Source organism: Cutibacterium equinum, assembly GCF_028021195.1.
In the GTDB taxonomy this organism is placed as follows: domain Bacteria; phylum Actinomycetota; class Actinomycetes; order Propionibacteriales; family Propionibacteriaceae; genus Cutibacterium; species Cutibacterium equinum.
The window spans coordinates 2,284,089-2,311,017 of the sequence record NZ_CP115668.1 but is presented as its reverse complement, the minus strand read 5'-3'; the positions used below and the strand labels follow the sequence as shown (position 1 = coordinate 2,311,017).

Below are 26,929 nucleotides of genomic sequence, written 5' to 3'. Positions count from 1 at the left end.
GAAAACAACAACGACCTGCCGCGACCGAAGCCGTGACAGGTCGTGTGTGGGCGAGGGGCCTCAGAGGGTCAGCGCGACCTTCCCGAGTACTTCGCCGGACTCCAGGCGAGCGTGAGCCTCGCCAGCCTCGGGCATGGGGAAGGACTCGACGGGGGCGGGCTTGATGCTGCCGTTGGTGTAGAGCGGCCAGGCAATCTCACGGACCCGTTGGCAGATCTTGGCCTTCTCCTCGAGGGGTCGGGGGCGCAGGCTCGTTGCGGTGACGAGGGCACGCTTGTTGAGCAGCTTGCCGATGTTGAGCTCCCCCTTGACGCCGCCCTGCATCCCGATGATGTCGAGACGACCGCCGGTGGCCAGCGCATCGACGTTGAGGCTGAGGTACTTGGCGCCCATGACATCGAGGATGACGTCAACGCCGCGGCCATCGGTCGCCTCCTTGACGGCGGCAACCCAGTCCTCGTGATAGTCGAGGGCTACGTCGGCGCCAAGATCGCGGCAGAACTCCTGTTTCTCGGGGGTGCCGCACGTGGTGATGACCGTGCAGCCGAGCGATTTGGCGTACTGGATGGCGAATTGTCCGATGCCGCCGGCGCCACCGTGGACGAGAAGGGTCTCGCCCTGGGACAGGCCGACGTGGTCCATGTTGGAGATGACGGTTGCTGCGACCTCGATGAGGGTTGAGGCGGTGACTGGGTCGATGCCGTCGGGGAGGGGGAGAAGTTGGCCGGCCGGGACGATGACGTATTCGGCGTATCCGCCGCCAGCGAGTAGGGCAACGACGTCGTCGCCTTCGGACCAGCCGTCGACATCGGGGCCCAGGGAGGAGACGGTGCCGCTGACTTCCAGGCCCATGGTCTGGGAAACGCCCTTCGGTGGCGGGTAGAGACCCTGGCGCTGTAGGAGGTCACCACGGTTGATGCCGGCTGCCCTCACCTTGACGAGGACCTCGCCCGGCCCGGGTTCGGGGGTGGGCACCTCGGTCCATTCGATGCACTCGGGGCCGGGGCGATGGCGGCCCTTGGAGTCTGTTGTGTCAGTGGGGCGGACGGTGATCGCATGCATGCTTCAAGCGTGCCACAGGGTGGGGTGGATGCCAGGTCCCTCACTCGACCGAACGATGTTATCCACAGATTTTCGGGGTTTTCCACAGATTTTGGTTTCGGGGGTTCTCAACGGTTGTGTGGGGCTTCAGGATTGTCGTCATGGTGATGAATGGTGAGCACGCCGGAGGCTGTCGACGGCGTTTGGCGATGGTAACTGCTTTCGTGGTGATGTTGGGGACGGCTGCCTGTGGTGGTGATGACGGCGCTTCTGGGGCGATGGGTGGAGTGACTCCTGCGCCCGGTGCGGTGACGACGAGCTCGACTCCCACGCCGAGATCGACTTCCACGCCGAGGTCGGATGAGCCGAGGTTGGTGAAAGCGACGGCGACCCCGGTTCCCGGGACCACGCAGGACGCGCTGTTCCTGGAGGCCAAGAAGGTTTACGAGACGTACATGGAGCAGTCGCTGCTGTTCGAGGAAGAGGGCGGAGGGAAGGTTCTACCGACAGGGCTGAGGGAAGTGGTTGGCGACCCGTGGGAGGGAGCCCTGCAGGAGTATTACACGAAGGTCAAGAAACGGGGGCACCATGTCACTCCGGAATCGGCTGGGTTCGGAGAAATGACTCTGTCTCGGATCAAGACGGAACCGGGATACGACATAACGATCAAGTCGTGTGCAGATCAGCGGGGTTGGGTCTTTGTCGATGATGCTGGGAAAGAGATGGCACGGGGGAATCTGCGACAGAACACTCTCTCGATGATTCGAGAAAAAGGCAAACTTGTCATCGTTGACGGATTTTCGGGGGGTGTAGACACATGCGAAAAGTGATGTGTTCATGTGTCGGGCTTGCGCTTCTTCATGTTGGTTTCATGTCGATGCAGGCGTTTGCGGAGGGAAATCGGGGGGTACTGGACGCGGAAACCCCCGGTGAAGTCACTGTGATCTACCACAGACATGGCTACCATCGGAGGCCTGTGATCGATCCGGAGAAGGGGGCCAAGTACCACAATCCGGGTTACAGGGGTTCCCATCACAAGCGTCGTCATGGCGGTGGTGGCTCCCATCGTGGCCACACCTCGCCAGACTCACCAGGCTCGTCTGGGTCTCCTGGATTACCCAAGCTATCGGGGACTGATCCCTATGTTGACTCAGCGATCTTGTCCCTCACCAGGATGCCGTATCTACCAGGGCTGCACAGCCACGACTCCACACCCACGCCTGACCATCGGACCCCGCATCGTGCACCCCAGACGCCTACAGGCCGCACTGCTGAGGAGATCAGAGCCTGGTCGATTGATATCGCAACCAGTATCCGATTGACCAAACCCGTCATCGATGTCCAGCCGTCTCCTTCGGCCAACAAGTGGAATATCACAGCCGTGGGACAGCCGTTGTGGTTCCACAACCCCAAGGGTGGACATCACACCGCACACGACTCCGCCCATGGAATCGTGGTCTCCCTTGACGCCCAGAGGTCCGAAACCATCTATGAAACCGGAGAGAAAACGGTTCACTGTTCTCACACGACTCCCCGCCCCACCACTGCTGACCCGCGAGCCCAATCCCCCGACTGCGGCTACATGTACCAGCATCCGGGCGACTACACCCTTCGCATGACCGAAGTCTGGACAGTACACTGGCGCTCAGGCAGCCAGTCCGGCCAGATCATCACGACACGCTCATCATCCAAACCACTCAAAGTCAACGAACTCATCGCAGTACTAACAAAACCCGAAACGCAATAAGGGAGTATCTGACGGCAGCGAGGGAGTACCTGACATCAGCGCCGCGCAATGGGCTTTGCGCAGCGCCCATGGGGCGACGGTGGAGCGCCAACGTTCCAGAGGCAGGGCCGCAGCTCGAGTGATGCCGAAGCGACATCCTGTGTGATGCTCACGCGAGACTCCGCAAAATGCCCACGCGAGAACCTGTGTGATGCTCACGCGAGACACCGCAAAATGCCCACGCGAGAACCTGTGTGATGCCCACGCGAGAACCTGTGTGATGCCCACGCGAGAACCTGTGTGATGCCCACGCGAGACCCCGTGCAGTACCTGTGCCGCGTAGCAGATCTCGCCCAAGCTTCACCGTCGAAGCCCCACACGGTGAATGGCACCGCTGAATCATGGCTAAGATGTGACCACCGGGCCGAGCCCGGTTGGCGAGATCGCATAGTGGACGAGTGCAGCCGCCTTGAAAGCGGCCGAGGGCAACCTCCGTGGGTTCGAATCCCACTCTCGCCGCCATGAGGGCCTGCCCCCTCACACCGGGTACCCGGGGGTCGAGCCTCACAGATCAACCTTGTAGCGACGGGAGATTGGGATGGCCAAGAAGGACGTGACGGATCTTCCTCCTGGCGCGAGCCGGCACGTCATGTCCCCGGAGCCGCCAATTCGTGGATTCATCGTCGCCGGCGTCATCTCGATCATCGGAGCCGTCCTGATGATCATCAGTGTCGCCAACAAGTGGCACGAAGCCGTGACCATCCTGTTCATCGCCGTTCTCGCATGCGGCATCGCCCTGGCCATCATTGCCGCCTGGTCGATGGTTCACATGAAGCTGTACGTCGACCTCGACGACGAGGGCTATCACATCCACGGTGCCGGACAGGATCGCCGCGGCACCTGGGACAAGGTCACCAAGGCCGCTCTCACGCAGTCACGTTCCCGTCTCACCCTCTATCACGGCCAAGTCGGACGCACTCACATCGTTCGTCCTGGCGGCGGGGATCCCAAGGAAATGGACGATTTGGCTGTCGACGTCGCCCATCGCCTCGACAAATCGCGCGGATATCGGCAAAACGTCTGAACCCCATCACGACCCAAGCGGGCCGTGACGTCCCAGAAACGGTTCGCAGTGCCGTGGCCTGTTGCGCGCGGCTCATGGGTGCATTCCGACTTGTGTGGGATGGCGATTCTGGGCGTTCTGACTGACGCTGGTGGTGCATGTCCGACTCACGCGGGGACGGGGTGTGCGGTGCACGCGCTGGACCGCGTCGGGGTTGGTGCGCATGGCAACAGTGGCGGCATCGCTCAGTGACGATGTGGCCGGGCCGCGTCATGCACGGCCCGGCCAGTTTGAAGTCATCCTGCGCCGAATCCAACCAAGCTCAGCGATCCAACAGCTCAGCGATTCGGTCAACTCAGCGCAGGTATCACCTGGTGTCAGCTCTCCTCGAGCTGGCCGGAATCGGCCTGTCTTGGGGCCTCAGGCACCTTGACCGGGCGAATCTTCGCCCACAGCAGGAATGCTGCTCCGGCGATGAGCAGACAGATCCCGGCCCACACGTCGGCTCGAGCATCTGCCCCCTTGATCAGGCCGGTGATCGTCAGAATGACGCCATAGAGCGCAAGCAACTCACCAATGACGGTACGAATATCCATCGCGCGGGCGACCTTGCGACGATTGCGACGGGCCGTGGAAGTTTCGTTGGTCATGACAACCTCCTCAGAAAACGATGTTGAGAACGACGGTGATGGCAAGCACGGTCATGCCGAGCGGAACTGTGCGTCGATACCACGGCAGGCTCTTCTCGTGCGGATCGACGAGGCTTTCCTTCGGCGTCTCCGAATACACCAGACCGACGAGTTCGGCAGCCGGTTTCGGTGTTGTGAACAGCGAAACCACAATGCTGACGATGATGTCGGCGAGGAATCCGACCGTGGCAGCCAGGAACGCAGTTCCCTGACCCGGCAAGGTGAACACCCCATTGAGGCTCATGATCCACACCGTCACGGCGCTGAGAGTACCGACGACGAGCCCCGACCAGCCGGCGTGCGGGGTCGACTTCTTCCAGAACATGCCAAGGATGAACGTCGCGAACAGCGGGGCGTTGAAGAACCCGAAGAGGGTCTGCAGGTAGTCCATGATGTTGGAGAAACCAGATGCCAGGAACGCGGTTCCAATAGCAATGACAGTCGCGATGACCGTGGCGATTCGGCCAACCTTGACGTAGTAGACGTCAGACTTGTTCTTGCGCACGTAGTGCTGCCAGATGTCCACGCTGAAGACGGTGTTGAACGCCGAGATATTCGCGGCCATACCGGCCATGAAGGCCGCCAGCAGGCCCGTGATCGCAATACCCGTCAGACCAGTCGGCAAGAGGTTGCGGATGAGGAACAGCACCGAGTCGTTGTACTGAACGGCGTTGCCCGACGCGCCACCGGCGACATGCTCGCCCGCCTTCATCCGAGCAATCTCGGGAACGAGCACTGCCGCCAACATGCCGGGAAGAACGGTGAGGAACGGCACCAGCATCTTCGGGAAGGCGCCGATGATTGGTGTCTTGCGCGCCGACGACAACGAATCAGAGGCCATGGCACGCTGCACCTCGACGAAGTTGGTCGTCCAGTAGCCGAAGGACAGCACGAATCCGAGTCCCAGGGTGATGCCAATGACCGACATCACCGGGTTGGTGAATCCCGACAGCGCCTGACCGGGCCAGGAGTGCAACTGCTGGGCGGCTGGGGTCACGGTGTCGGGATGGGCTTGCGCCGCAGCGGTGATCTTGGCCTTGAGCCCGTTCCATCCGCCGACACGGTGCAGACCGATGACGACCAGTGGCAGCAGGGAGGCGACGATGACGAAGAACTGCAACACCTCGTTGTAAATGGCCGCCGACAAGCCACCAAGGCTGATGTAGGCGAGCACGATCACCGCGGCGACGATGAGGGCGACCCACAGTGGCCATCCCAGCAGAGCATGGACGATCGTCCCGAGCAGGTAGAGGTTGATGCCAGCGATGAGCAACTGGGCGAGCGCGAAGGAGATCGCATTGACCAAGTGAGCGGCAGGCCCGAATCGTTTGAGCATGAACTCCGGCACCGAGCGCACCCCGGAGCCGTAGTAGAAGGGCATCATGACGATGCCGAGGAAGACCATCGCCGGGATGGCGCCGATCCAGAAGTAGTGCACGGTCGGGATGCCGATCTGGGCGCCATTGGCTGACATACCCATGATCTCGACGGCACCGAGGTTGGCTGACACGAACGCCAGCCCTGTCACCCACCCAGGCAGGCTGCGCCCGGACAGGAAGAAGTCAAGGGAGTCGGACACCTGGTGTCTGGCGGCCAGTCCGATCCCGAGAACGAACACGAAATAGATGAGCAGGATCAGGTAGTCAACGAATCCCGCGTTGATGAGCGTCTCCAACGGCATTGTGTGGGGTGGTCCTTTCTGTCATGGCGGGGCCGACGGTGGCGTTGCCGGCATCGGCCCTGTGAGGAACCATAGGACCCCAGGGTGGCGGACTCCCACCCCGACCCGCTATTTTTGAGTACGTAAACATTATCGGTGAGCGAAGTGCCCACGGAGTCGTTGCCATCGTCGGTAGCGGCGTACGGTCTTCCTCACTGACACCGATTCTTGACGGGCAAAGGAGCCACACATGTCGCAGACAACTGACGCCTCCGCGGCACATCACGAGACCTTCACGATCGGCACGGCATGGTCGGCTGAAGACGGCGCAGCCCGTGCCCGTGACCTCTTCGCCGAGCGCATTGGCGGCACCCCCGACGGCGTCTGGGCCGCTCCCGGTCGCGTCAACGTCATCGGTGAGCACACGGACTACAACAACGGCTTCTGCCTGCCCATGGCCCTGCCTCACCGCACCTACGTTGCCGCTCGTCGTCGCGACGACAACCAGGTCGTCCTCGTCTCTCAGCTTGGCGAGTCCGTCGTCTCCTGGGAGGGAAGCGTCGATCAGATCGCTCCGGGGTCCGTCGATGGCTGGCAGGCCTACACCGCCGGCGTCGCATGGGCACTGCGCGAGGCCGGACACCAGATCGGCGGATTCGAGGCCGCCCTGGTCACCTGCGTACCCCTGGGAGCGGGTCTGTCCTCGTCAGCAGCCGTCGAGTGCAGCGTCGGGCTGGCCCTCGCAGATCTGTTCGACCTTGGCCTGTCCGACTCCGAGGCCGGCCGTACAGATCTCGTCAATGCTGCCCGCGCTGCGGAGAACGACGTTGCCGGAGCACCTACCGGAGGTCTCGACCAGACGGCATCCCTGCGCACCACCGAGGGTCACGCCCTCCTCCTCGACTGCGAGGACTGGTCGGTTCGTCAGGTCCCCTTCGACCTCGATGCTGCCGGCCTGGAACTGCTCGTCATCGACACCCGCGCCTCCCACAGCCTCGTCGATGGCCAGTATGAGGCCCGCCGTCGCGCCTGCGAGGACGCATCACGCATTCTCGGCGTCGCCAGCCTGCGTGAGGTCAGCGACCTTGGTGCCGCCTTGGCAGCCCTTGACGACGAGGAGATGGCCCGCCGTGTCCGTCACGTCGTCACCGAAAATGATCGTGTCATCCAGTTCGTCGAGCTCGTCGATGCCGGACGTATCCGCGAGGTGGGACCGCTCATGGACGCCTCCCACGACTCCCTGCGCGACGATTACGAGGTCACCTGTCCTGAGCTGGACACCGCCGTCGACGCGGCCCGGGCCGCCGGCGCCCTCGGTGCGCGGATGACCGGCGGCGGATTCGGCGGCTGTGCCATCGCTCTGGTCGACCGCGACGTCCGCAACGAGGTTGCCACGCAGGTCGTCAAGGCCTTCCACGACGCCGGGTTCACCCACCCCGATCTTTATGTTGTCTCCCCAGGTCCTGCCGCGCTCCGGGTGCAATGATTGACTGATCGAACTCGCCAGTCCGACGGCGGACGTGGTGAGGAACCAGATGCGGGCAGATGGCCTGCCATCGTGAAGGGTGTATCGATGAACGAGCAACAGCGCCGGAGGTCGTCGCGCCCCTCGATGGGCGATGTCGCCGCGGCTGCGGGGGTGTCCCAGCAGACCGTTTCGCGCGTGGTCAATCATTCCGATGCTGTGCGGCCGCGGACCGTCGAGAAGGTGCTCAAGGCCATGGCCGAGGTGGGTTATTCGCCCAATGTGGCTGCCCGCAGCCTCCGTTCAGGGCGCACGAGTGCCATTGGCGTTCTGGCCACAGATCTTTCTCGCACCGGGGAGCTGCGCACCGTCCAGTCCATCGTTGACGCCACTCGGCGGAGCGATTTCGCGGTCGTCCTGGACCGCCTCGAGCCCACCGATGACCTCGTCAAGGCCTATGGGCACGCCATGAAGCGGATGTCTGGTCGGGTCGACGGTTTCATCATTGAGGGTCTTGAGCTTGATCGCCCCGACGAGCTTGACGTGCCGGCGGGAATCCCGGTCGTCATGGCTGGTCCGCCGTGCAGGCGATTTTCGACCATCGGGTGTGATCAGGCTGCTGGGGTGCGCGCCGCAGTTGACTATCTCCTGGCCCTGGGACATCGGACCGTTCACTTTGTCAGCGGGCCGAGTTATTCTCGTCAGGCTGCGGTGCGTCGTCAAGCCTGGCAGGAGTGTTTGGAGGACAACGGCTGCGAGATTCCCGACGTCATCGCAGGGGATTGGACGGCCTCGTCGGGACGGGAGGCTGCCCGCTACCTCAAGGCTGCCGGTGCGACCGCCACGGTGGTCAGCAATGACGAGATGGCGGCAGGACTCATCGTCGGGTTGCTGGATTTAGGGGTCAGGGTGCCTGACGACATGTCCGTGGTGGGATTCGACGATGTCCTGGGCAATGTGGTGTGGCCGACGCTGACAACGGTGCGTCAGGACTTTGCCGCGATCGGTCAGCGTCTCGCCGAGAAACTCCTGTCTCAGTTGCGGGGGACCCGCCATGGGTCCACCTGCGAGATGGTTCCGGCTCCGCTGGTCGTTCGCGGGAGTACCGCAGCTCCGCAGCATTGACGGCGGTCTCAGACGAACGGTCGCCTCACCGAGTCGAGTCCGGGACCTGCATGTTGCCAGCGAGGGCACAGGCTCGTCGTAGGCCCAGCCCAAGCGCCGGTCGTCAGGGCTGTTGGGGGTTGTAGGCGCAAGCGTCGGTCACCGACTGCGAGACGTCATGGTTGGTCGGCGACGGGCTCGGGTCAGTTTGGCGCGAGGACTTCTTCGACGTGCTCTGATTGGCTGTCGGGGTGGCGCTCTTGCGGGGTTTGGCTGCCGAGGCCCCTGTCACTGGCTTGTTCTTGTTCGTGGCCTTCGAGACGCCGTTGATGGCGGCCTGTACCTGCTTGCGGACGAGGTTGTAATCGGGGTGAGCCGAGGAGAAGCCGTGCTTGCCATTGGTGAAGACGACGCGGTTGATGTTGGCGTCACGCATGTTGATGGCCAGGTCGACGAAGGCCGGTAGCATCCCCTGCGGGATGTCGGAGACCACCATCTTTCCGGAGGCGTCGGCAATCGATTCGAAGCGCGTCAGGACGGTTTGGGGGCTGGTCTGGTCGAGAACAGCCTTCATGAGGCAGGACTGGCGTCCCATACGGTCGTAGTCGGAGCTCTCTGAGCGCGATCGGGCGTACCACATGGCGTGATAGCCGTCGAGGTGCTGGTCGGGGCCAACCTCGAGGTAGCCGTCGGGTCTTTTGCCCTCGGTGTTGCCAGCGATGGGCAGGCGCTCGTTGATGTTGACGGTCACGCCACCGAGGGCGTCAATGAGTCTATGGAGGCCGTCGATGTCGAGCATGACGAAGTAGTCGATCTTGAGTCCGAGGGCTTCACCGGTGGCCAGCTTGAGGGCGTCAGCACCGGGATAGTCGGTCTCGCCCATGCGATCGACGTACCGAGCCGACACCGTCGACCAGATCTCGTTGGCCATGTAGTCAGGGTTGCGGCCGTCGTCGTCCTTCCCGACGAATCCATTGGGGAAGTCATCGTGCAGCCGTGAATCAGCGGGGAAGGGCATCCTCGCGGTGTTACGCGGGATCTGGAAGATCGACGTGTCGCCGTTGGAGGTGTTGATCGACGCCACCATGATCGTGTCGGTGTTCATGGAATTGTCGGCGCGGTAGTTGCGCGCCTTGGTGTCGTCGGCTCCGACGAGCAGAACGTTGACCCGCGGCTTGGAGGCCCAAATGGCCCTGACGTCCTGGTTGTAGTCGATGGAGGGACGAGTGCCAGAGCGTTTGTCGGTGAAGATCTGATTGAGCATGTGCGCCGAGTCGTAGGCATAGCGTCCCGCGACGGCCAATGGGGTCGCGATGGTGGTGCACAACACGGTGACGAGGACGGTCGAGAGCCATCGTTGCCCTCGAGTGATGCCGCGAGGGCGAAGGTCCAGATGGGAGAAGGTCAGCAGGGCGGTCAAGGCGACGGCCAGGGCCGGCAGCCCCCAGATCAGCGCGGTGAGCAGCTTTGGCCGGACGACGATGGATGCTGCGACCGTCGGGTTGGCCAGGACGAAGACGACAACGATGGTCAGAGTGATGACGAGGAGCCCGACCACCGTCAGGCCCGCGACCCGGCGTCGTGGCGCGCGACTGCGGGACAGGGCCAGACCGGGAACGATCGCTCCCAGGACTGTCCATCCCAGACAGATGTGGAAGGCGTGGCTACGTTTGGCTTCCTCGTTCCACCGCGACGGGGTGCGGCGGCCCCGACTTGTCGATGACGAGGCCGCGCGGCGGGCGGGGGTGGGACGCGACGTTGGTTGCTTGCGTGGCTGCGTTGGTTGCTTGCGTGGTTGCGGGGTGCTGATGGGTGGCTCGGTGGCCGAGCGACGTGGACGGGGGAAGGACGCGGGTTGCGATGCCGCGGCCTCGAGGTCCGCTCGTCGCAGGACATGGGTGTCCTCGTTGGCCTCCGGATCGTTCATCCAGGACGGGCCGGCGGCATGACGTGGGGACGGCCGTGTGGCGCCGTGCGACTCGTCAGCCATGCTTGTCCCTTTCCGCAAAACTTCGTGGGGGGTGGACCCCATGGTAGCCGCTGGCACCACTGGGGTGTGGGACCGCCCAGCGAGGGGGTTGGGAATCGTGAGCGCACGGGGGTTGGGCATCGTGCGCGCACCAGGGGACAGATCCGCAACGAATGCCCTTGTCGGAGTGATCTGATGGGGATGTGGATGGTGAAGGGAGACCCGGAATTGGAGAGACGGGGGTTGAGACGGTAGGCTGACACGGCACTTGGAGGTGTCGCCTAGTCAGGTCTATGGCGCCCGCCTGCTAAGCGGGTTTGGGAGGTAATCCCATCGCGGGTTCAAATCCCGCCACCTCCGCCAAGCGCCTGGTTGGCGTCTGCTGGGGCCTGTTCATGGACGGGGATGATCCGTTCACAGTCCCCCTCAGCCGTGGATGCCCGCCTCCCCATGGCCGTGTGCTGATGGCCCTCAACTCCGCTGTTCAAGCGGATTTGGACGGATCAGAGGTTCGCGAATTTGCATTGGGTGGTTGAGCGTTGTAATGTTTAGCAACGCGCGCAAAGCCAAGCGCCCGTGGCTCAACGGATAGAGCATCTGACTACGGATCAGAAGGTTGGGGGTTCGAATCCCTCCGGGCGCGCAAGAAGGAAACCCCGCCTTTGTGGCGGGGTTTCGTCGTATCTGGGCTGCGTGAACAGGTTCGTCAGTGTGAACAGGTTCGTCAGCTCAGCGCCTTGTTCTTTCCGGCGATGAACCACACGATTGGCCCAATGATCGGGAAGCAGAAGCAGATCACGATCCAGATGAGCTTCCCGGCGCCTGTCAGCATGTCCGAACCGAGGATCGACAGCAGGGCAAGGATGAATAGTGCGACTGGCACAACAATGGCCAGGATGCTGATGATGATGACGAAGACACTGGTCGTGACCATGCAATCAAGCCTACCGGCGCCGTCGGTGCGCTCAATGTCCGTGGCATCATGACCACATGACCACCGTGTGGGCCCATCGCGGCGCGAGTATGCACTTCCCGGAAAACACCCTCCCCGCCTTCCAGAACGCCATCGACCTCGACTCCGACGGCATCGAACTTGACGTTCAACTCACCAGCGACGGCCACGTCGTCGTCTGTCACGACGAGACCGTCGACCGCACCACCGACGGCCACGGACCCATCGTCTCCATGACCCTCGAGCAAGTGCGTAGCCTCAATGCGGCCGCCCACACCGATCACCCGCGCGCACAGATCCCCCTGCTTGATGAGGTTCTCGATCTGCTCGCCCCCTCCACCGTCGGGTTGAACATCGAACTCAAGAACAGCGTCGAGCGCTACCCGGGTCTCGTCGATGCCGTCGCGCGCGTCATCGACGCCCACCACATGGCCGACCGAATCGTCATCTCCTCGTTCAACCACCGCTGCATGGCCGAGGTTGCCGAGCGCACCCACAACGGCGTCGAACGCGCCATTCTCTATGCCGACGACATCGCCGATCCCTGGGATTACGCCCGCCATCTTGACGTCCAGGCCGTCCACCCGGGAGCCCACCTTCTGGTCGGCCGCGACGACGTTGCGAAGTTTCACGATGCCGGTCTCAGGGTGCGCACCTGGACCCTGGATTCACCCGATCACCTGCGCGCCGCCCAGGCCCTCGGCGTTGACGCCGTCATCACCAACGACCCGGCCACTGCCCGGCAGGTGTTGGCGTGAGTGAGTCCGTCATGACGCGGATCCTGGTCATCGTTCACGAGTCCTCCTGCGATCCCGGCAGACTGGGGCAACTGTGGCGCGACGCCGGGGCAGACGTCGTCGAGGTCAATGCCTGGAACCATCCGGTGCCGCCGAGTGTCGACGCTGACGCCCTCGTGGTGCTGGGCGGGTCCATGGGCTGCCACGATGACGCCGAGGCCCCCTGGCTCGTGCCCACCCGACAACTCATTTCGCGCACCGTACACGCGGGTATCCCGTTCCTGGGCGTCTGCCTGGGCCACCAGCTCGCCACCGTCGCCCTCGGCGGTCGAGTGTGCACCTCCGACCACCTGTGCCTTGGGTCGGCCGAGATGCACCTCACACCAGAAGGCGAAAAAGACCCTCTGATGTCGGTCTACGCCGGCCACCGCGGTATCCACTTCAACAATGACGTCGCGGTCGAGTTGCCCGAGGACGCCGTGCTGCTGGCTCGCGACCCCACGGGTCAGGTCGAGGCGGTCCGATTCGCCGAACGAGCCTGGGGAGTCCAATTCCACCCGGAATGCACACCCGAGATTTTCGACAGCTGGACCATCGGCCACACGCAGAAGGAATGGAAACAGCGTCTCCCCTGGTCACAGGCCGTGACGATGGCTGAGGCGGTGCGTCGCGACGCGGATGTCGTCGACGCAGAAAAGGCCTTCGCGGCGCGATTCCTGGAACTCGTCGCCCCCAAGGCAGTGTGATTCCCGAGGCCCACGAGCCCCGGGAATCACACGGTCCTGGTCATCAACGCCGGATCGTCACAGCTCGACGGACTCAGGCCCGCGACAGGATGACCGCGCTGTACGGGGGCAGGACGAGGGTCGCGGAGGCTGGGTGGCCGTCGTAATCGTCCTCGGCGGCGTCAAACCATTCCGGGACGTCCACCCCGTCGAAGGCATCCGAGTACACCTTCGCGTCGGAGTTGAACCGGGTCACCCAGCGGCCGGGCGCCGGCATCCCGATGGTGTACTCGCCCCAAGTCTTGGAGTCGAGATTCACCGCCACCACGACATCGTCGTGCGGACCGCCGTCAGCCCAGCGGTGGAAGGCGTAGACGTGGTTGTCCGGGTGCAGGTGCAGGGTGTTGACGTGCTGGCCGGTGAGCCCCTTGGTGTGGCCCTCCGCGTTGAGGCGCAGACCGACCAGATCGCGGTACATCCGGAAGATGCCCTTGAACTGGTCACCCTGATCCCAATGCAGCGGCACGGTGTCGCGGAACCACTCGCCCTCCAGCAACTCCTGGCCCTGGAAGATCATCGGCAGACCCGGCGATGTCAGCACCAGGGCCGCTCCCAGGGTGGAGCGCTTCTGGGCGTAGTAGCCGGTCGGGTCGTCGTCGTTGACCTCCTGGGGGACGCGGGCAGAACCGTTGGCGACCTCGTCGTGGGACTCGGTGTAAATGACGCGGGAGAAGGCGTCACCGTAGGAGAACTCGACGGCATCGCGCACGGACTCCATATCGCGGGCCTCGTCGGATGAGGCGATGACGGCAGCGCGGATCGGGTGGACGAAATGGTTGTCCCACTGGGCGTGGAAGGCGGCGCCGTCGTCAGCGGTCGAGACGACCTTGGGCTCGCCGTGCAGGTCCTCGGCGATGGTGATGGCGCGCGGGTACTTCTCGCGGATCTCGGTGTTGATCCAGTGGGAGAGGCTCCAGCCCTCGGGGATGTTCATCTCACCGGCGTCGACGCTGCGCATGTACGGGGTCATGTCGTAGCGCAGGCCGTCGGCGTGGAACTCCTCCAGCCACATCATGGCGTTGTCGCGGATGAACTCCCGGACCTCGCCTCGGCCGTAGTCGGGGCGGGTGTCTCCCCACGGCGTCGAGGACTTCCAGTCGTTGTAGAAGTAGATGCCGCCCTTGTCGTTCTCGCTCCAGCCATCGAATTGCCACAGGTCGAGGTCGGAGGGGCCGAAGTGGTTGTAGACGACGTCGATGATGACTGCCAGGCCGTGCTTGTGGCAGGTCTTGACGAGGTCGCGCAGCTTCTCCGGGCCGCCGTAAGCGCTCTCGACGGCGAAGATGTGGGCCGGGTTGTAACCCCACGAGTAGTCCCCGGCGAACTCCATGAGGGGCATGAGCTCGACGGCGTTGACGCCCAGGTGGACGAGGTGGTCGATCTTGGCCTCGACGTCTGCCAGGTCGGCGGGCTTGTCGTCGTCGGGGTCCTTGTCAAAGAAGGTGCCGACGTGCATCTCGTAGATGACGAGCTCGTTGAGGGTTGGGGGAGTGAAGTCGTCACCTTCCCAGTCGTAGGCGTCGGGATCGGTGATGATGCCATTGCCGACCGAGCTCGTCACGTGGCGGGCGTACGGGTCGATGCGGGAGATCACCTGATCGCCGTTGATGAGGACGAAACGGTACTCGTCTCCCACCTTGGCGCCGGCGGCCTGGCCGTACCAGTACCCGTTGTCCTCGCTGACGAGCTGGAATTGAGCCGAGCGAACCCTCTCGGCGTCGTCCTTGTCACCGTTGGGCTGGGCTGCCCAGTCGTCGAAGGTTCCGGTGACGGCGACGGTCTGCGCATGCGGGGCCCACACTCGGAACGCGGCGCCACCGTCGATGAGAGACACGCCCATGCCCTTGGCACGGTTGGCGTAATCGGAGGGAATTGGATCATTGGCATTGGGGCGAGAAGCGCCGCTCGCTGTCGTCGTGTCGTCGGTCATGGTTCTCCTTGTCGTCGAAACAACCACGGTCAGAAACAACCACAGCCAACGGTATCCGTCCGCGGTGTGAGAGGTGGCCCCAATGCGTGATCGACACTGACTACGGTGGGGCCCATGTATGACTCAGTTGAACATCTTCCCGCTGCCGATCACCCTGAGTTGCTGGCCGCGACGGTCGCCGGCCGAGTCGCCGAGCTACCTTCGGCAGTCGTCTTCAGTATTGATCCCCAGATCGCTGACACGGATGCCCTATGTGAGGCTTTCGGTGAGGGGCCTGAGACGTGTGGCAACTGCGTCATCGTCAAGGGCAAGCGAGGCGATGTTGAGAAGTACGTCGCCTGCCTGGCTCTCGCGACGACAAGGGTTGACGTCAACAAGGTGGTGCGCAAGAGGCTCGACGTCCGCAAGGCGTCCTTTGCACCCATGGACGAGGCCGTCAGCATGTCCGGAATGGAGTACGGCGGGATCACCCCGGTGGGCCTGCCCGCCGAGTGGCCGATCTGGATCGACCCTCGCGTCGCAGAAGCCGAGGCCGTGTGCATCGGGTCGGGGCTGCGCAGCTCAAAGCTCATCGTCAGTGGGGCTGACCTGGTGTCCCTGCCAGGGGCTGAGGTTGTCGAGGGATTGGCGAACTGAGTTCGCCCCCTCCCCGTGACCAGGTGGACCAGGAGGTCTGCGGGGGCACAGGCGGGTGAACGGTTGAACCGCGTACTCGGTGCGCCAACAGAATCGGGGCCTGACACGCATTGTGTCAGGCCCCGATTCTGTCAGCTCATTGTCCTATCGGGATGAGCGTCGGTTGTGGCGAGCGCGCCCGGCTGCTGCGCCTACAGCAGCGAACAAGGCCATCCCTGCCAACACTCCTGCCAGAGGCATTGAACTGTTGGAAGCGCCGGTGTTGGGCAGCTTCTTCGGGGTGCTGGGCTGGGTGCTGGGCTTGGCCTCGGCACTGGGCTTGGTCTCGGTGCCGGGCTGGGCACTGGTGCTGGGTTGAGTACCGGTGCTGGGCTTGGCGCTGGGCAGGGTGCCGGTGCTGGGTTGAGTGCTGGGCTCGGGCTGGGTACCGGGCTCATTTCCGGATTCGTCGCCAGGCTGGTCACCAGCCTCATCCTGGGCCTTGACAACCTCAAACGCGGTCTCGGCAATCTGCTCGCTGCGTTTGCCGGACGCCTGAATGGTGTACGTGCCAGGGGTGAGGTCTGCCGGGAGGGTGACGGTCGGTGACACGCTGCCGTCCGGACCTGCCGTCGCGCTGCTCACCGCCTTGACCAGGCTGCCGTCCGCTCCCAGCAGGTTGACGTCGACGTTCTCACCGGGCAGGAAGTTCGCGCCGGTCAGCTTCACCTGCTCGCCAGGTGCGGCTGAAGTCGGGTCCACCTTCAAGCTTGCTGGGGTAGCGCTCAACACGATGATCTCGGTGTCCGACTGAAGCTCGCTGGTCTCACCTGCGGCAATGGCACGGTATTGTCCGGCCGCCAGATCGGCGGGCATGGTGGCCTCAAACTTGGTGGTGCCGTCCTGCCCGGCTGCCACCTTGCCCAACTCAATCGGTTCGGACTTGTCATCCTTCACGAGGGAGAACAGGACGTTCTCGGCCGGAAGCATGTGATCGACGGTCAGGGTTGTCTTGTCCCCGGCGCGCACGGTCTGGGCCGATGCGGTCAATTGTGGCGCGGACGCGCTCAACATCAGAACATCCTGGTGTGCTTCTAGACGGCTGGTCTCGCCCTTAACTGCCACGGTGTACTGCCCGGGCTTGGCGTCGGCAGGCACGGCCAGATTGGCAGTGGCAGTGCCATCTGCGTTCACGTCGGTGTCCACAGTGACGGATGCGTCTTCGCCGTTGGCGGCCAGGGTGAAGGTCGCCCGCTCACGCGGGAACAGGTTCGCGGCGCCGACCTTGATGGTTTGGCCCGCCTTGGCAGGGGAGGGCTCGACGGTCAGAGTGAGGGCCGGACGGGTGACCGTCAGATCAGCCTGAACGCTCAGCTCGCTGTCCTGTCCGCTGGCGACGAGCTTGTACTTACCGGCCGGGGTGTCAAGTGGGATGGTGAGGTTGGTGAACTCTGCCGAACCGCCCAGTGCGGACGGAGTGTCGCAGGGGTCAGCCTCGGGGTCAGCGGCGCTGGCATTCACAGACCCGAGTTCGATTGGGTCGCCGGAGGCCGGAACCAGTTTCACCGTGACCTTCTCGCCCGAGTCGAAATCCTTGACGGTGGCGCTGAGCTTGTCAGTGACCGACAGCGAGGACGCCGGTGCGGCCGTGAAACTAGGTAGGGCCTGCGCGACCAGATCGATATTGCCCGCAGTGAGGTATTCGATGTCGCCAGTGTTTGGCTTGGGAACGTTGCGGAAGGTCAGAGGGTAGCAGCCCGGGCCATGGAATGTCAGCTCTCTATGGCTATTGTCAATCGAGTACGTGGAATCGCTGGTTTTCCCCGTAAGGGTCATCGGGTAGCGGCCGTCTGTCACAGGAAATGCGTATGTGCCACCCACTCGGTAGGGCTGATCGACGACGACGGTCTGGTGTCCAGCCAGAATATCCTGACCGGAACCATCGCCGTGGAAAACGTATTCAACCTTGTTGAAGTCCCAGATGTGATTTCCCTCTAGCTTTATCGTCTTGAAACGATTTTGCTTGGCCAACTTGGAGGTGTCACCCAGGTCTGTGATGTTATTGTCCGACAAATCTAAAATACCATGCGAACTATCTGGATTCAGATGTGGTAGGCCTTCTAGGGTTTCGATGTCGTTTCCTGAGAAATTGTAGTCAACTGCCAACGCGGCATTGGATCCGTGATCCTTGACGGTGGCCTTGTAGAGTTCCAGCCCCTTCAGGTTCTTGATTCCCATGTTGGAGCAATCCAACTTATCGAATTTCTCGCCGCCGGCGGTCATGTTTGCGACCGCGTCGATTCGCATCTTGTCGTTCTTGCCCAGCTTCAAATGCTTACGGAAGCATGCCTGAAGATTCTTGTCCGGCATCACGTCATCGGTGACGTACGGGTTGGTGACCTCCAGATTGCGGGCGGGTAGCTTCTGGGTGGTGTCCTTCAACTGGCCCTCAGTCGTCACGGTGTGTTTGCCCACCGTGATGTCGCCGGGCACCGTCACATTCTCAGTCTTCTTGCCGAGGTCGTCCACGGTGATGGTGGTCCAAGGCTTGCCGTCCATCTTCAACTGGACGGTGGTGTTGGGCTTGAAGCCGTCCAACTGCACCTCAACGGTTTCATCCAAACCGGCCTGTGCCTTGCTCAAGCTGAACTTCGGCAAGCCAGCCGGGATCTGGCTGACGACCTTCAAGGTGCCGCCGAATTCAATGATGGTGTCCTCTTCGGCGTTCTCGACGAAGAGATACCACGTCAGGGTGTCGCCGTCATTGTTCACCGGGGTGTAGGTTTCGGAAACATGTGCGTTGGCTTTGGTGGTGAAGGGAACATCCGAGTCGTCGGAAGAGATGAGCTTGGGTAGCGGAACCGCAGCATAATCCTTGACCACGATATCGTCGAGAACCTGCTCATCAAGGTTCAACTTGCTTTGCAAATTCATGCCTTTGAGTGGGCTGATATCGGTGATATGATTGCCGGCAAACATGAACCCGCCGAGCTTCGGCGCATTCATGTACTGGATGCCTTCGATGCTCTTGATATCCATGTCCTTGCAGTTGACACCGGTCCACCCATCGGGCCTGAATTTTTCAGCCTCGGCGAAAGACTTCGGGAATTTTGCGTTCTCGAAAATACATTTCGCCATATTGGCGTCCGGGAAATATAGCTGTGCATTCGGTGCAGCTTCGGCACTCTTCTGCTTTCCCTGGCCCTTGACGTTGACCTCGACAGAGTACTTCTTCAGTGCTTCGGTGCGGGTCAGCTTGTCGATCACCAATTTCTGAGACGTCTCGCCAGCCAAGGGCTTGCCGTCGGCGTACCACTGGTAGCCGTCCACCAGTGTGGCAGCGGTCCCTTCCAGATCGGCGTTCAGGGTGGCCTGCTGGCCCATGTTGACCGCGTTCTGGCTTACTTCAACCTTCAGGTCGTCGGCTGCAAATGCCGTACCTGGCGACGTGAAGGGTGCGAAGGAGGCGACAGTCAGGGTCACGGCCCCCGCTATCGCCGCAGATTTGAACACTCTCAAGGTCAGTTCCTTTCAACGAGGTGGCTGACCTGCCTGGCCAGGCACCTGAGTAGGGCCTGGGGGCGGGAGGAGGTTGCGGCCCCAGGCATACCTGTCCCAGATAGTGGGGGCTCCCGACTTACGCTCGAGCGATCACGGTTGCTGGCCAGTCTCGGAATCACACCGAGTTTCGCCCCGTATACATCCGCTGAGAGTGTACGTCAGCGTGTGTTGGTGTGGTCACTTTCGATCATCGTGGTTGCGCCTCGACATTCCTAGTGAGGCTGCCATCATGAACGCCACGATCGCTGCGACGACACACCGGGGTCGGCGGTGGTAGCGTGCCGTTCATCGAGTGTTGAAGCGAGTGTGAATCTCGCGCTGACCCGCAACCGTGTCTGATGGCGTCACCGCCGCCAGGAGTCGGACCTTCACCCGTGTTCCTAGAAAAAGACTCGTCGGGTGCTGCGAGCGGTGTCGCTTGTGACGTCCATTGTGCGATCCCGGCGGGGTGGACGGAAGGCGAATTGTGAAAATCGCGCGTAGTTTGAGGGTGCTTGGGGCCGGGTTAGCCCTGAGCCTGGCAGTACCTATCGGGCTGATTGCCCAAGCTCAACCCGAGACGTCGGTGCCAAATGAGGCCGGTGTGTCGACGGCCCAGGGGGACCCGACACCTAATTCTGATCTGACCCCCTTCCAGTGCGCCCAACAGGGCAAAGTGTGGGTGGCGGTCGACAACGGCAACTCAGTCTGGGGCGGGTGCGCTGACAAATATGGCACCGCCGCCGAGGCGCTGCTGTCGTCGGGTGCCCTGACGGTGCCGAGCAAGCTCGAATTCGTAAAGGTCGGCGTCAACAGCATCAACGGCGTCACCGCATCAGCGCCCGAGGAATGGACCTTGAGTGTCTCCACCCGGATGGGCGGCGATTGCCGGAACTGGAAAGACCAGGGCACCCGGCCCGGCGACTTCATCCCGTCAGGTGACAAGGACATGCAAGACGTGTTGATGTTCCATCTGGCTCGCGACGGCGAGGTGTACAAGGGGCCGCTGATCTGCCCGAAGGAGGAAACCGGCCAGGCGCCGTCCTTCACCAGCCAGCCTAAGGACGTGACTGTTGATGAGGGCCAGTCGGCGACCTTCAGCGTTGAGGTGGCTGGCGAACCTGAGCCGAGTGTGCGGTGGCAGTCGTTCGACGGCGCGGCGTGGAAAGACATTCCTGGCGCCACCGGCAAGTCCTACACCGTCGACCAGGCCGCTTTCGTCCAACATGGGCTCAAGGTGCGCGCCGTGGCCAGCAACTTCAGTGGGCAGGCCGAGTCGAACGAAGTCACCCTGAGTGTGAACAAGGCGCCTGCACCGCCCGCCGCAGATCCCACCGACTGCCTGAAGGCGGGCCACGTGTGGGTGGTCGTTGACAAGCAGGACGGCAGTGATCCGTGGCAAGGATGCGCTGAAAAACACGCCACCAGTAAGGAGGCCCTGGAATCGGCCGGAGCGAGCGTCGAGATCGGCGGCATCGTGGAGGACGTGCAAGGCATCAACGGGTTGCGATTCGGTAGCTTCAGCCTGCGCCAGTGGCGGGTGCACAACCAGCCATGGACGGAATCGGGGTGCGGTGCGTGGAAGAACCCGACCGACACCTCAAATAGCGCCAAGCAGACGCCGGCAGATTCTTCGATCGACTACTGGGTGCCATCCCAGGGCAACGCGATCAACGCCCCAACGTTCACCTGTCCTGGGGCGAGTGCACCGCAACCGGTCAAGCCGACTATCACCAAGGATCTGGATGCGGACTATTTCTTTGCCAAGGATAAGCGCGGGGAAATCACCCTTGAGGCCACCGGTGCCGAGCCGCTGACCTACAACTGGTATTGGTGGTCGCACACCACCAGCACCTGGGTGCCCAAGTGGTCCACGAAGGAACCCAAGCTGGGCATGCATTTCTATGAGTCGTATGACGGAGACATGATCAAGGTCATGGTTTGTAATTCCGCCGGGTGTGTGGAATCGAATCCAGCCAGGGTGCATGTTGGTGAATTCAAGGAGGCGCAAGCTCTACCAGGATTCCCGGAAGATGTCACTGTAACTGCCGGTGAAGATGCCAAATTTGTGTTCTACTTCAACGGTGAGCCGCCATTCCCCGCCGCCGATATGGTCTGGGAAAAGAAAACTTCTGACGACGGAAAATGGGAGCCGATCGAAGGCGCCAGTGGGAAGAGTGACGATGTCAAATTCAGGAGTTTGACTCTTAAGAATGTCACAGCCGATATGAATGGCTGGAAGATTCGGGTCAGGGCAAAGAACAATCAAGGTCCTGAGGCGATTTCGCGTGAGGCCACGTTGACGGTGTCGAAGAAGCCTGTGGTGCCGTCGTTTGTTGAGCAGCCGGTGGCTGTGAGTGTGGTTGAGGGTGATCGTGCTGAGTTCTGTGTTGGGGTTGTGGGTGAGCCTGCGCCTTCGGTTCGGTGGCAGTCGTCTGTGTCTGGTGGTGCTTGGACCGATATTGAGGGTGCGACTGGGCTTGTGTACACGATTGATAAGGCCGCGCTTACGGATAGTGGTTTGAAGGTGCGTGCGGTTGCGTCGAATTCGGCTGGTTCGGCTACGTCTGATGAGGTTTCGTTGACGGTGTCGAAGAAGCCTGCTCCTACTCCGAGTGTGACGCCTACCCTTGTTCCGAGTGTGACGCCGACTCCTACGCCGAGTGTGACGCCGACTCCTACGCCGAGTGTGACGCCGACTCCTACGCCGAGTGTGACGCCTACCCTTGTTCCGAGTGTGACGCCGACGCCTGCACCGAGTGTGACGCCTACCCTTGTTCCGAGTGTGACGCCGACGCCTGCACCGAGCGTGACGCCTACCCTCGTTCCGAGTGTGACGCCGGCTCCTGTTCCAAGCGTGATATCTACTCCTACCTCACTCCCGACTCCGGAAACGCGTGTCGAGGTCGGGGCGTCGACTGGCAAGGTGGTTGCCAAGACCGATGGTTCCCAGCCCAAGCCCGACGCTTCTAAGCCTGTGACGAAGCAGTGGAAGAGGGCATTGCCCAAGTCCGGCGTCTGATGTTGGCGCACTGAGTCGCATTGGACATGGGCCCGCCGATCTCCCCCTCGGAAATCGGCGGGCCCACCCATACCATTGAGTCCTACGAAGGGCTCCAGAGAGGTTTCTTCTCCATCGATAGGCTCATCCTTGCCCGGGCGTGGTCAATCTTGACTATATGTTCTTGTCCGGCGCCGTTGTGACCCAGAGGAACAACAATGCTCGGGGCAGCTCATGCGTGAGTTGTTCACCAATGTTAGGTGCGTCGATGGGGTCACTTTCGATCATCGTGGTTGCGCCTCGACATGTGGAGAGAGGCTGCCACCATGAACGCCATGATCGCTGCGAGAATGCTTCCGAGAGTCGGCCAGGACAAGGTTGGAGGGCGAAGCAGGGCTGAAGTGTCCTCGGTATCGGTGTAGGGATCGCTGGCCTGTCCAGTGACCTCGATGTGGTCAATCAAAGTGCCTAGTGAGAGTCGGTATTGGCCTGGGTTCAGGGTGATCTTGGGATTGAACTTGGCCGAACCGGTGGCATCCGTGGTGCGGGTCTCCAGGGCGGAGGTCGGCGACGACGTCTTCAACTCGTAACTGGTGTTGGGCTTCAAACCGGTGCCTAACACGGCGATGGGACTGCCGGACGCCACCACCGGGGTGGCCACCACCATCTTTGGGCTGGGCTTGCTGGCGGTGGTGGGGCGATAGTGCAATTGGGGTATTGAAGTGGCATGCAGCCCGATGATCATCTCAGCGGTGGCTGAAGGGCTTGGGTAAAGCTGCTGCTTGACCAAATCATCGGCCAAATCCTTGGTCTGACCGCCCATCGCACCGGGCTGCCACGTGGTCAGCTTCAAAGCGGCCAACTGTTGCACCGCCTGGCTCGACAGGGCCTTCTCGCCCGAGTAGGCCAAAGCCCCAGCAGCATAGGCCAGGCCAGAACCCGGAAGGCCAGCCCGACCCAACTCAACCTGGTGCCACTGGGTCAACTTCGTCAGCGCCGAACCGTAATTGGGTGCCACGGACTGCGCCCAAGCCAGGGCGTTGAGCGCCAGTGCCTGTGCTGCCTTGTTCGCACCACCGTGGCAGTTTTGGTGGCTCGGGTCAGCCACCATCGAGCCGTCCGGGCATTGCCGAGACACGAGGTACTTCGCCTCTGCGTCGAAGGGTTGTCCGGTGGCAATCTTGGCCATGATGCCCCAGGACTGGGTGTGGATCTCCAGTCCGAAGGGCGACTCAAACTGCCCGGAGGCGGGCTCTGACGCCAACGCCGGCAGCTTTGCCCCCAACCACTGATCGGTGGGCTTGTTCAACGCGTGCGACAGGACGGTCAGTTTCGCCACCTCGAGATTGCCCGGCTTCCCGGTGGCGGCATACAGGAAAGCCACGATCGCCAGTTGCTGATCCACCACCTGTCGACTGGATCCGGCAGCCACCAAGCCGAGGGCAATGTCGATGTTCTCGTTGAGGGTGGTGCCGGGACGTGCCTGCTCCAGCCACAGCCGGGAGTCGTCCCCGTCCGCCCAGGCTGGGCTGGGACACACAACCGACCAGCAGGCGACTAGGGCAAACAGGGTGGCCAGTATGCGTTTCACCATTGTGGCTCCTGCTCTTGCTTGCCCGGCCCGGAAGCACCGTTCTTGTCCTGATGCGACTGTTTGGCCTGCTCAGCGTCGGAGTTGGTGTCTTTCAAATCCTGCAATTTTTTGTCCTCAGTCTGCGGGGTATCCTCCATCGGCTGGTCGGACATGTCCTGGGTGTCCTGGGCCACCTCTTGCTTCTTCTTCTCGATCCGCTCCTTGATGTCTTTCTGGTTTGGCTCGGAGTTGGACTTCGAGTCGGAGGAGCTGGAGTTCGACGAGCCCGAATTCGACCTGCACTCGGTTTTTGTCGCGATCATGCTGGCCTCACCGTAGAGCTGCTGTGCGCCTTGCAGGTCGCCCATGGCTTTCAGTCCGTCGCCCCGAGTCTCCAAGGTGACGGCCAGATTCAAGCTCACCATGCACACTTTGTCATCGGGCGCCTGGTCGAGGGCCAGCCGAAATTGCTTCTCTGCAGCCTGAAAATCGTGTAGCTTGAACTGCGCCACCCCTGTATTGAAATGTGGCTGCCACGGGTCGAAGAAATTCGCAATCAGATTCAGGCTGAAATAGGTCTTGGCTTGCTCAAATTTGTTTTCGTCCATGCTCTTTCGGCCAAGATGGTCGAAAGCGACCAGGGCAATGAATTTGATTGCGAGCAGAATTATTAGAGCTGTCAGCCCGGCTGCAATATATCGCAGGACTCGCCGGGTCGTCGGCCTTCGTGACGGGGGTTCCAAGTTCATTTCCAGCTCCTTGTCAGGCGGAACGCTCGGGCTTGGCCAAACAACTCAAAGATCAGCAAAAGACCTAGTGGACCAGCGAAGAATGGGTACAACTCGAAGCCGCGAGGATCTTTTCTGGTGACCTCGATTGTCTTGACGTCACTGGTGTCGACGGTCAGCGGCTGGTTGTTTGAGGTGCGCTCAGTAAAGATGCCCCCGGCTTGGACGGCGAGGTTTTTCACCGCTGCCGGGTTGGCTTTGGAGATGGCATCCTTGTCCTTGTATTTAACATATTGCGAACTCAACGGCGATATCTTCATCCTTCCGCCTGTCGATGTCCCATATGAAATGAATAGCCCGTTGCTGATCAGCCCGCGAAGATTCTGGAACGAAGTGGGTTCCGATTTCTTGGTTTGTTCGCCATCGCCGAAATAGATCAGCTGACGATATCCGTCCGGACGCCGCTTCTTTGAATTCTCCAGCAATTTCTGGGCCTCGCTGCTGGCGATCCCAATGTCTGAACCGTTGCCGTCCTCGGCTCGACGCCAGTCCATCGTCTCCAGCAGGGAAGCCACCGCGGAGGCGTCCGTGGTGAACGGCAACACCACCCTGGCGTTGTTGTCGAACACGACGACCGCGAACCGGGCACCATTCAGTTGCTGAACCAGATTCAACGCGTCCTTACGCACCGCGTCCATGCGTGGATGGTTGCCGTCGAAATCCTCGGCAGCCATCGAGGTGGTCTTGTCAATCAACATCACCACGTCGGCACCTGACTGGTATTCCGTGGTCATCACCTGACCTGCGATCGGACGCAATCCGATCATGGTCAGGCACAGCCCGATCACCACCATGCGTCCCCAACGCCAACTGCGCGCCCGGCTCGATGCCCAGCGCCACGTGCAATAGGCCAGCACTGCTGCGGACGGCACCGTCAACCACCAGTTGGGCAGAAAGTTAATCATCCCGTCTCCTCAACGCCACCAGGGCAAATACCCCGACCACGGCCGCCCCCAGGCCGATCGCCGGCTGGTCGAAGGATCGAGCGCCGGGCAGAGCCAAGATGTGCTTGGCCTGGGAGCGCCGGATCTGTTTGGCGATTCGCTGCGGCACTGCCCGGGCTTTGGGTTCGAGAACCATCACGTTGTCCTTGCCGAACTCCGCCTCCAGCTCGCGCTTCTCCACATTGCCAGTTCCGAACGGCGCCACCGCGAAAATGTTGGCATGAATCTTGGCCGCCAGCCGGTTGGCCTCGGACAGCGAAAAGATCGGGGTGCCGGCCAGCTTGTTGTCAGTCGCCAACACGATGGTGCGCGGGCGATCCTCGTCCACCTTGTCGAAGCGCTGCACGCAACTGGCCAGGCCGTCCCCGATGAGGGACGAGCCGCGCCCGCCCACCTGGGTTGCCTCCCAAACGGGGGTGCGTTCCTTGTTGCGGAAGGACGTCAGGGCGTCGGCCAGGGCGTTCTCGACGAATTCGTAGTCGTTGGTGAGCGGAAAATAGGTGGCTGCCGCTGAATCGAAGGCAACAAAACCGATCCGCTCCTCGGTGAGGTTCTTGGCCAACACCTGCAAGCTCTCCACGACGTATGCGTCCACCTCAGACATGGACCCGGAAACGTCCACACACAAGATGACGTCACGGCCCGACCACTGTTTGGAGTCGCTGGTCACCCAGCCTGGACGAGCCAGTAGCCAGGCGCATCCGAGCAGGGCAGTGGTGAGGGCCACGAAACCGGCCAGCCCGCGGCGAGTGTGGTCGCGAATCAGCTGTTGGAATCGGGGCAGGGCTCGCAGTTGGCTCACCCGCCCAAGCGTCAACTCGGCGCGCTGTCGACGCCAGTACCAGCCAGCCACGGCTGCCGCGACTGCCAGGACGAGCAGCACAATGCCCAGCCAAAGTGATTTCACCAGCATTGGATCAGCTCCTTCGCCTGCTTGGTGAACTGCATGGGGTCCACCGGGGTGGAGCCGAACCGGGTGTAACTCAGCCGGTGCAACTCCACCATCTTCGCGATTTCGGGGTGGGTGAGCACCGCCAGGTCATTCTGGCTGAGGGTGGACGTCTCGGGGTTCAGTCCAGTCATCACACCGATGAACTGTCTTGCCACCAGTCCCACCCGCGAGATCAACTCCTCGTCTGTCACCGTGCCTTGCTGATGCTGCTCGACCAGACGGTCGATACGCTCCAGATATCGGGGCTTGAGCGAGGGGGTGCTGACAGTCTTTCGTCGAGCGGTCCACACCAGAGCCGCAACCGTCAGGCCCGCCAGGCAGAACAAACCGATGCCGATCCACAGCCATCCTGTCCACGCCGGGTATGCCGGGAAAATCTTCGTCTCCAACCCCAT

General features: G+C 62.1%; 21 protein-coding genes and 3 tRNA genes. 12 read left to right on the top strand and 12 right to left on the bottom strand.

Going from position 1 to position 26,929, the window contains the following annotated elements:
• Positions 1 to 60: 60 nt before the first annotated feature.
• The gene (locus O6R08_RS10480) at positions 61 to 1,062 is read right to left on the bottom strand and encodes an NAD(P)H-quinone oxidoreductase (RefSeq protein ID WP_271418046.1); all 1,002 of its coding nucleotides are present in this window, start codon (positions 1,060 to 1,062) and stop codon (positions 61 to 63) included.
• A gap of 353 nt (positions 1,063 to 1,415) precedes the next feature.
• On the opposite strand from O6R08_RS10480, the gene O6R08_RS10475 reads away from it, so the two are divergent.
• From O6R08_RS10475 to O6R08_RS10460, 4 genes are all read left to right on the top strand, one after another.
• Positions 1,416 to 1,871 carry a hypothetical protein gene (locus O6R08_RS10475; RefSeq protein WP_408640107.1) on the top strand — a complete coding sequence of 152 codons (456 nt, stop codon included), beginning with the start codon at positions 1,416 to 1,418 and terminating at the stop codon, positions 1,869 to 1,871.
• 449 nt (positions 1,872 to 2,320) lie between these two features.
• The gene (locus tag O6R08_RS10470; RefSeq protein ID WP_271419375.1) at positions 2,321 to 2,788 is read left to right on the top strand and encodes a hypothetical protein; all 468 of its coding nucleotides are present in this window, start codon (positions 2,321 to 2,323) and stop codon (positions 2,786 to 2,788) included.
• Positions 2,789 to 3,203: 415 nt separating this feature from the next.
• Positions 3,204 to 3,289: transfer RNA gene (locus O6R08_RS10465), tRNA-Ser, on the top strand.
• Positions 3,290 to 3,359: 70 nt separating this feature from the next.
• Positions 3,360 to 3,851 carry a hypothetical protein gene (locus tag O6R08_RS10460; RefSeq protein ID WP_271419374.1) on the top strand — a complete coding sequence of 164 codons (492 nt, stop codon included), beginning with the start codon at positions 3,360 to 3,362 and terminating at the stop codon, positions 3,849 to 3,851.
• Positions 3,852 to 4,207: 356 nt separating this feature from the next.
• On the opposite strand, the gene O6R08_RS10455 is transcribed toward O6R08_RS10460, so the two are convergent.
• Positions 4,208 to 4,426, bottom strand: coding sequence for a hypothetical protein (locus O6R08_RS10455; RefSeq protein ID WP_271419373.1), 219 nt, complete (start codon positions 4,424 to 4,426; stop codon positions 4,208 to 4,210).
• 64 nt (positions 4,427 to 4,490) lie between these two features.
• Positions 4,491 to 6,200 (bottom strand): sodium:solute symporter family protein, encoded by a 1,710-nt coding sequence (locus tag O6R08_RS10450; protein WP_271418045.1) that lies wholly within the window; start codon positions 6,198 to 6,200, stop codon positions 4,491 to 4,493.
• Between the two features lie 229 nt (positions 6,201 to 6,429).
• On the opposite strand from O6R08_RS10450, the gene galK reads away from it, so the two are divergent.
• A complete protein-coding gene (galK, locus tag O6R08_RS10445) occupies positions 6,430 to 7,665 on the top strand; it encodes a galactokinase (protein WP_271418044.1) in 1,236 nt (411 codons plus the stop codon).
• A gap of 126 nt (positions 7,666 to 7,791) precedes the next feature.
• Positions 7,792 to 8,769, top strand: coding sequence for a LacI family DNA-binding transcriptional regulator (locus tag O6R08_RS10440; protein WP_271419372.1), 978 nt, complete (start codon positions 7,792 to 7,794; stop codon positions 8,767 to 8,769).
• Between the two features lie 103 nt (positions 8,770 to 8,872).
• Here O6R08_RS10440 and O6R08_RS10435 read toward each other — a convergent pair whose 3' ends face one another.
• On the bottom strand, positions 8,873 to 10,738 hold the full coding sequence (locus O6R08_RS10435; RefSeq protein WP_333907896.1) for an LCP family protein: 1,866 nt from the start codon (positions 10,736 to 10,738) through the stop codon (positions 8,873 to 8,875).
• A gap of 249 nt (positions 10,739 to 10,987) precedes the next feature.
• Here O6R08_RS10435 and O6R08_RS10430 point away from each other — a divergent pair.
• A tRNA-Ser gene (locus O6R08_RS10430) sits at positions 10,988 to 11,080 on the top strand.
• Between the two features lie 207 nt (positions 11,081 to 11,287).
• Positions 11,288 to 11,360, top strand: a tRNA-Arg gene (locus tag O6R08_RS10425).
• 81 nt (positions 11,361 to 11,441) lie between these two features.
• On the opposite strand, the gene O6R08_RS10420 is transcribed toward O6R08_RS10425, so the two are convergent.
• Complete coding sequence (locus O6R08_RS10420) at positions 11,442 to 11,651, bottom strand: PLDc N-terminal domain-containing protein (protein ID WP_271418043.1); 210 nt, start codon at positions 11,649 to 11,651, stop codon at positions 11,442 to 11,444.
• A gap of 56 nt (positions 11,652 to 11,707) precedes the next feature.
• On the opposite strand from O6R08_RS10420, the gene O6R08_RS10415 reads away from it, so the two are divergent.
• Both O6R08_RS10415 and O6R08_RS10410 read left to right on the top strand, forming a co-directional pair.
• Positions 11,708 to 12,427: a glycerophosphodiester phosphodiesterase gene (locus O6R08_RS10415; protein ID WP_271418042.1), complete on the top strand. Its 720-nt coding sequence runs from the start codon at positions 11,708 to 11,710 to the stop codon at positions 12,425 to 12,427.
• A gap of 11 nt (positions 12,428 to 12,438) precedes the next feature.
• Complete coding sequence (locus O6R08_RS10410; RefSeq protein WP_271419370.1) at positions 12,439 to 13,152, top strand: type 1 glutamine amidotransferase; 714 nt, start codon at positions 12,439 to 12,441, stop codon at positions 13,150 to 13,152.
• A gap of 73 nt (positions 13,153 to 13,225) precedes the next feature.
• Here the strand turns inward: O6R08_RS10410 and O6R08_RS10405 are convergent, their stop codons facing one another.
• On the bottom strand, positions 13,226 to 15,121 hold the full coding sequence (locus O6R08_RS10405; protein ID WP_271418041.1) for an alpha-amylase family glycosyl hydrolase: 1,896 nt from the start codon (positions 15,119 to 15,121) through the stop codon (positions 13,226 to 13,228).
• Between the two features lie 114 nt (positions 15,122 to 15,235).
• On the opposite strand from O6R08_RS10405, the gene O6R08_RS10400 reads away from it, so the two are divergent.
• Positions 15,236 to 15,757, top strand: a complete 522-nt coding sequence (locus O6R08_RS10400; RefSeq protein ID WP_271418040.1) for a YbaK/EbsC family protein — start codon at positions 15,236 to 15,238, stop codon at positions 15,755 to 15,757.
• A gap of 144 nt (positions 15,758 to 15,901) precedes the next feature.
• On the opposite strand, the gene O6R08_RS10395 is transcribed toward O6R08_RS10400, so the two are convergent.
• Positions 15,902 to 19,219 (bottom strand): LPXTG cell wall anchor domain-containing protein, encoded by a 3,318-nt coding sequence (locus O6R08_RS10395; protein WP_271418039.1) that lies wholly within the window; start codon positions 19,217 to 19,219, stop codon positions 15,902 to 15,904.
• Positions 19,220 to 19,880: 661 nt separating this feature from the next.
• Here O6R08_RS10395 and O6R08_RS10390 point away from each other — a divergent pair.
• A complete protein-coding gene (locus O6R08_RS10390; RefSeq protein ID WP_271418038.1) occupies positions 19,881 to 22,298 on the top strand; it encodes an immunoglobulin domain-containing protein in 2,418 nt (805 codons plus the stop codon).
• A 253-nt stretch (positions 22,299 to 22,551) separates the two neighbouring features.
• Here the strand turns inward: O6R08_RS10390 and O6R08_RS10385 are convergent, their stop codons facing one another.
• Genes O6R08_RS10385 through O6R08_RS10365 form a run of 5 tightly spaced genes read right to left on the bottom strand, consistent with a single transcriptional unit; the run spans position 22,552 to position 26,929 of the window.
• Positions 22,552 to 23,871 carry a hypothetical protein gene (locus tag O6R08_RS10385; protein WP_271418037.1) on the bottom strand — a complete coding sequence of 440 codons (1,320 nt, stop codon included), beginning with the start codon at positions 23,869 to 23,871 and terminating at the stop codon, positions 22,552 to 22,554.
• Positions 23,865 to 24,599: a hypothetical protein gene (locus O6R08_RS10380; protein WP_271418036.1), complete on the bottom strand. Its 735-nt coding sequence runs from the start codon at positions 24,597 to 24,599 to the stop codon at positions 23,865 to 23,867. Before O6R08_RS10380 ends, O6R08_RS10385 begins: the two co-directional genes overlap by 7 nt.
• Positions 24,596 to 25,543, bottom strand: a complete 948-nt coding sequence (locus tag O6R08_RS10375; protein WP_271418035.1) for a vWA domain-containing protein — start codon at positions 25,541 to 25,543, stop codon at positions 24,596 to 24,598. The genes O6R08_RS10380 and O6R08_RS10375 overlap by 4 nt, the downstream gene beginning before the upstream one ends.
• Complete coding sequence (locus O6R08_RS10370; RefSeq protein ID WP_271418034.1) at positions 25,536 to 26,489, bottom strand: vWA domain-containing protein; 954 nt, start codon at positions 26,487 to 26,489, stop codon at positions 25,536 to 25,538. The genes O6R08_RS10375 and O6R08_RS10370 overlap by 8 nt, the downstream gene beginning before the upstream one ends.
• A complete protein-coding gene (locus O6R08_RS10365) occupies positions 26,486 to 26,929 on the bottom strand; it encodes a hypothetical protein (protein ID WP_271418033.1) in 444 nt (147 codons plus the stop codon). The genes O6R08_RS10370 and O6R08_RS10365 overlap by 4 nt, the downstream gene beginning before the upstream one ends.

Coding starts and splice junctions, on each gene's coding strand:
- O6R08_RS10480 (WP_271418046.1), bottom strand. CDS start 1,062: ATGCATGCGATCACCGTCCGCCCCACTGACACAACAGACTCCAAGGGC.
- O6R08_RS10455 (WP_271419373.1), bottom strand. CDS start 4,426: ATGGATATTCGTACCGTCATTGGTGAGTTGCTTGCGCTCTATGGCGTC.
- O6R08_RS10450 (WP_271418045.1), bottom strand. CDS start 6,200: ATGCCGTTGGAGACGCTCATCAACGCGGGATTCGTTGACTACCTGATC.
- galK (WP_271418044.1), top strand. CDS start 6,430: ATGTCGCAGACAACTGACGCCTCCGCGGCACATCACGAGACCTTCACG.
- O6R08_RS10440 (WP_271419372.1), top strand. CDS start 7,792: ATGGGCGATGTCGCCGCGGCTGCGGGGGTGTCCCAGCAGACCGTTTCG.
- O6R08_RS10435 (WP_333907896.1), bottom strand. CDS start 10,738: ATGGCTGACGAGTCGCACGGCGCCACACGGCCGTCCCCACGTCATGCC.
- O6R08_RS10420 (WP_271418043.1), bottom strand. CDS start 11,651: ATGGTCACGACCAGTGTCTTCGTCATCATCATCAGCATCCTGGCCATT.
- O6R08_RS10415 (WP_271418042.1), top strand. CDS start 11,708: ATGACCACCGTGTGGGCCCATCGCGGCGCGAGTATGCACTTCCCGGAA.
- O6R08_RS10410 (WP_271419370.1), top strand. CDS start 12,439: ATGACGCGGATCCTGGTCATCGTTCACGAGTCCTCCTGCGATCCCGGC.
- O6R08_RS10405 (WP_271418041.1), bottom strand. CDS start 15,121: ATGACCGACGACACGACGACAGCGAGCGGCGCTTCTCGCCCCAATGCC.
- O6R08_RS10400 (WP_271418040.1), top strand. CDS start 15,236: ATGTATGACTCAGTTGAACATCTTCCCGCTGCCGATCACCCTGAGTTG.
- O6R08_RS10385 (WP_271418037.1), bottom strand. CDS start 23,871: ATGGTGAAACGCATACTGGCCACCCTGTTTGCCCTAGTCGCCTGCTGG.
- O6R08_RS10380 (WP_271418036.1), bottom strand. CDS start 24,599: ATGAACTTGGAACCCCCGTCACGAAGGCCGACGACCCGGCGAGTCCTG.
- O6R08_RS10375 (WP_271418035.1), bottom strand. CDS start 25,543: ATGATTAACTTTCTGCCCAACTGGTGGTTGACGGTGCCGTCCGCAGCA.
- O6R08_RS10365 (WP_271418033.1), bottom strand. CDS start 26,929: ATGGGGTTGGAGACGAAGATTTTCCCGGCATACCCGGCGTGGACAGGA.